The organism is Streptomyces spongiae (assembly GCF_009377185.1).
Classification (GTDB): domain Bacteria; phylum Actinomycetota; class Actinomycetes; order Streptomycetales; family Streptomycetaceae; genus Streptomyces; species Streptomyces spongiae.
The window spans coordinates 1-4054 of the sequence record NZ_VJZC01000764.1 but is presented as its reverse complement, the minus strand read 5'-3'; the positions used below and the strand labels follow the sequence as shown (position 1 = coordinate 4054).

General features: G+C 71.7%; 3 protein-coding genes. 2 read left to right on the top strand and 1 reads right to left on the bottom strand.

All coding sequences use genetic code 11. The features are described from left to right. Nucleotides 1-79: 79 nt before the first annotated feature. Nucleotides 80-736: a Tat pathway signal sequence domain protein gene (locus FNH08_RS46280; RefSeq protein WP_152777743.1), complete on the top strand. Its 657-nt coding sequence runs from the start codon at nt 80-82 to the stop codon at nt 734-736. A gap of 1 nt (nt 737) precedes the next feature. On the opposite strand, the gene FNH08_RS46275 is transcribed toward FNH08_RS46280, so the two are convergent. Continuing rightward, nucleotides 738-1697, bottom strand: coding sequence for a lytic polysaccharide monooxygenase (locus FNH08_RS46275; protein ID WP_322726534.1), 960 nt, complete (start codon nt 1695-1697; stop codon nt 738-740). 391 nt (nt 1698-2088) lie between these two features. On the opposite strand from FNH08_RS46275, the gene FNH08_RS46270 reads away from it, so the two are divergent. Then, nucleotides 2089-3936, top strand: a complete 1848-nt coding sequence (locus FNH08_RS46270; protein WP_152777739.1) for a S8 family peptidase — start codon at nt 2089-2091, stop codon at nt 3934-3936. Nucleotides 3937-4054 lie beyond the last annotated feature (118 nt).

Genomic DNA, 4054 nt, shown 5'->3' with positions numbered 1-4054 from the left:
CCTTTCACCCCCCTGCGCGCACCGAGTGCATCCCCGCGCGCACCCACCCCCAGCCCGCACTTCGAGAAGAGGCACCCCCATGCGTACGAAGACCCTCCTGGCCCTCGCCGGCACCGCGAGCGCCCTCGTGCTGGCGGCCGGAGTCACCCCCGCCTCCGCCGCCGACACCGTCCTGACCACCGGCAGCGCGGGCGGCGACGCGGTCGCGGTCGGCGACGAGCTCAGCGCGTCGCTGGCCTCCGGCACGACCGCCAACTTCTACTCCAGCGCCACCGGCACCAGCGGTGTCTCCTGTGCCGTGTCGACGTTCAAGGCCGACGTCACGGCCAACCCGGCGGCGTCCGGATCGGCCACCGAGTCGGTCAAGCAGCACACCTTCAGCAGCTGCACCAGCAACGTCGTCGGCGTCCTCGGCGTCACCAGCGTCACGGTCAACAACCTGCCGTACACGTCCACCGTGTCCTCGGACGGCGCCGTCACCGTCACCCCGGCCGCCGGCTCGGTCATCCAGACCACCGTCGTCCTGCGGACCCTGCTGGGCAGCATCAACTGCGTCTACCAGGCGCCGAGCATCTCCGGCACGTCGAGCAACACCGACAACAGCATCAACTTCACCTCTCAGGCGTTCACGAAGACCTCGGGCTCGTCCCTGTGCTTCAGCACCGGTTACTTCACGGCGAAGTACGCGCCCGTCACCGACACCACCCAGGGCGGCGCGACGGTCTTCGTCAACTGAGTCACCGGCCCCAGAGCCGGCGCGACACCAGGGCGGCGCCCGCGGCGAGCACCAGCGCCGTGGCGCCGCCCCCCGCGATCAGCGACATCGACGGCCCCGAGTCGTCACGGCTCGCGGACGACACCGGGCTGCCCGGAAGGGCCGTCCGGTCCGCGGAACCCGCACCCTCCGCCCGCCCGTCGTCGGAGCCACCGGCCTCCGCGGCACCGGTGGCCGTCTCGCTCGGGGTGTCGGTCGGAGCCTCCTTGCTCCCACCATCCCCGCCGCCCGCGGCCTTCGCGGCTTTGGGGAACACCACGTCCGAGCACGAGTAGTACGTGTCCACGGTGCTGGTGTTCTGCCAGATCGTGTACAGCACCTGGTGCCCGGACCGGTCGGACGGCAGCTTCGCCGAGAAGTGGTACGCGCCGTCCGTCAGTGGCGGGTCCTTGATCTCGGCGAACGGCTTCGCCGGCAGGTCCGACCACGTGAGCGGCTCACCGGGGTCGTACCCCGGCTTCGTCAGGTACAGCTTGAAGCTCCCCGTGTGCGGGATCGTCGAGCGGTACGTGAGGTTCAGCTTCGCGCCGGGGGACAGGCGCGTCGAGGGCCAGTCGGCGCGCGCCAGGTCGAGGCCCTTGTAGGCGGGCAGGCCACCGCTGCACAGCTTCCCGTCCGGGACCGTCTGTCGGTCACGGCCGTTCACGCCCGCCACCCGCAGGTTGTCCCACGCCGTGAACGGCGCCCCGTTCGCGGCCACGGCCGCCTCGCACGCGGCGGACCGCGCCTGCGCCCCGCCCTCCGGCGAGCACGCCGACACCCGGCTCACCGGGTCCGTCGGAGCGCCGTGCGCCCCGGCCGGAGCGGCCACCCACAACGTGAGCAGCAACGGGGCCGCGGCGGCGCCCGCGGCCGTGAGCGCGGCGCGGCACGCCGTGGGGCGGTGCGGGGCGTACGTGCGAATCCGATGCGTCCGGTCCACCGCTGGACCCTCCTCGGCCGTCGGCTGATTGGGTGCTGCACCGATTCGTACGAGCCACCGGACGCGTCCGTTCAACGCCGGTTGCCGCCCGCTCGCCCCGCCCTGCCACGAGGGACCGGAACCCGCACCAAAGCGGACCCACCCGGCCAATGGCCGGGCAACGAGGGTGAGTTCCCTATCCGGTCGAGGGTTTTCCCCGTATTCACATGGCCGGGCCGATGCCTATCGTTCCAGCCACAGCTGACCCACAGGTAACCCCGAAGCGGTCGGCTCCCGCCAGGCCGGCCCAGTAACGCCGCACCTTTCTTGCACCCCCCGCCGCTTCGACGACGAAGCGATTCCGCGCTGCTCCCCGCTGCTCCCCGCTGCTCCCCGCTGTCCGGAGCCGGCCATGAAAGGCAAGCCCTTGCGCATCTCCTCCTCCCGTCCCGCGAGACGGAAGCTGATATCCGTCGCCGCGGTCTCCGCGGCCCTGGTGGCCGGCATGACCACCACCGTCGCCGTCGCCCAGGCGCCCGCCGGGAAGACCACCCCCGCGGCCGACACGGCCCCCGCCCTCGCCGGGCCCGCCGAGGCCGCGCCCTCCGTCCCCGCCGAGCGCCTCATCGTCGGCTACAAGTCGGGTGCCGCCGAGGCCAAGTCCAACAAGGCCGCCACCGCCGACGCCGAGACCAAGGGCAAGGAGGCCGGCGAGAACGTCGACTTCCAGCGTCGCCTCGGCTCCGGTGCCGCCCTCGTCGACCTGGGCGAGAACCTCACCACGCAGGACGTCTCCGACGTCATCGCCGAGTACCGGGCGGACCCGCAGGTCGCGTACGTCTCCCCGGACCGCCTGAACACGCCGAAGGCCGACCCGAACGACACCGAGTACGCCAAGCAGTGGGACCTCTTCGAGTCCACCGCGGGCATGCGGGTGCCCGGCGCATGGGGCGTCACCACCGGCAGCGGCGTGACCGTCGCCGTCATCGACACCGGCTACGTCACCCACTCCGATCTCGCCGCGAACATCGTCGGCGGCTACGACTTCATCGCGGACACCGCGGTCTCGGTCGACGGCAACGGACGCGACAGCAACCCTGCCGACCCGGGCGACTGGTACAACGCCAACGAATGCGGCTCCGGCATCCCGGCCAGCGACTCCTCCTGGCACGGCACGCACGTCGCCGGCACCATCGCCGCGGTCACGAACAACAGCAAGGGCATCGCGGGCATCGCGTACGGCGCGAAGATCTCCCCGGTGCGCGTGCTCGGCAAGTGCGGCGGCTACGACTCCGACATCATCGACGCCATCACCTGGGCGTCCGGCGGCACCGTCTCCGGTGTTCCCGCCAACACGAACGTCGCCAAGGTCATCAACATGAGCCTCGGTGGCGACGGCGCCTGCACCTCGGCGACCCAGAGCGCCATCACCGCCGCCGTGAACCGCGGCACCAGCGTCGTCGTGGCCGCGGGCAACGACAACGACAACGTGGCCAACCACTCGCCGGGCAACTGCAACAACGTCATCTCGGTCGCCGCGACCAACCGCTCCGGCGCCAAGGCCTCGTACTCCAACTACGGCTCCGGCGTGGACATCTCGGCCCCCGGCGGCCAGACCAGCACCGGCACCGCGAACGGCATCCTGTCCACGCTGAACGCGGGCGCGAAGACGCCGACCTCGGAGTCGTACGAGTACTACCAGGGCACCAGCATGGCCACCCCGCACATCGCGGGCCTGGCCGCGCTGATGAAGTCGGCGAACTCCTCGCTGACCCCGGCCCAGATCGAGTCGGCGATCAAGTCCAACGCCCGCGCCCTGCCCGGCGCGTGCTCGGGCGGCTGCGGCGCGGGTCTCGCCGACGCCGCCAAGACGGTGCAGGCGGTGAGCGGCTCCGGCGGCGGGTCCACAGGGGGCACCACCTTCACCAGCACCTCCGCGGTCGCGATCCCGGACAACGGCTCGGCCGTCGAGTCCCCGATCACCGTCAGCGGCCGCAGCGGCAACGCCCCCTCGGCCCTCCAGGTCGGCGTCGACATCACCCACACCTACCGCGGTGACCTGGTGATCGACCTCGTCGCCCCGGACGGTTCGACGTACCGCCTGAAGGCCGCCAGCAGCTCGGACTCCGCGGACAACGTGAACACCACCTACACGGTGAACGCGTCCAGTGAGACCGCGAACGGCACCTGGAAGCTGCGCGTCCAGGACACGGCCGCCCAGGACACCGGCACAGTCAACAGCTGGAAGCTGACCTTCTGAGCCGACCCGGCCGGTTGATCCGGTTGATCGGGTTGATCCACCCCGGATCCTGCTGACCAACGGGATCCGGGGTCCCTTCCGACCGCCACCCCCCCCACGCGGCCGGCCGGTGCGAGCG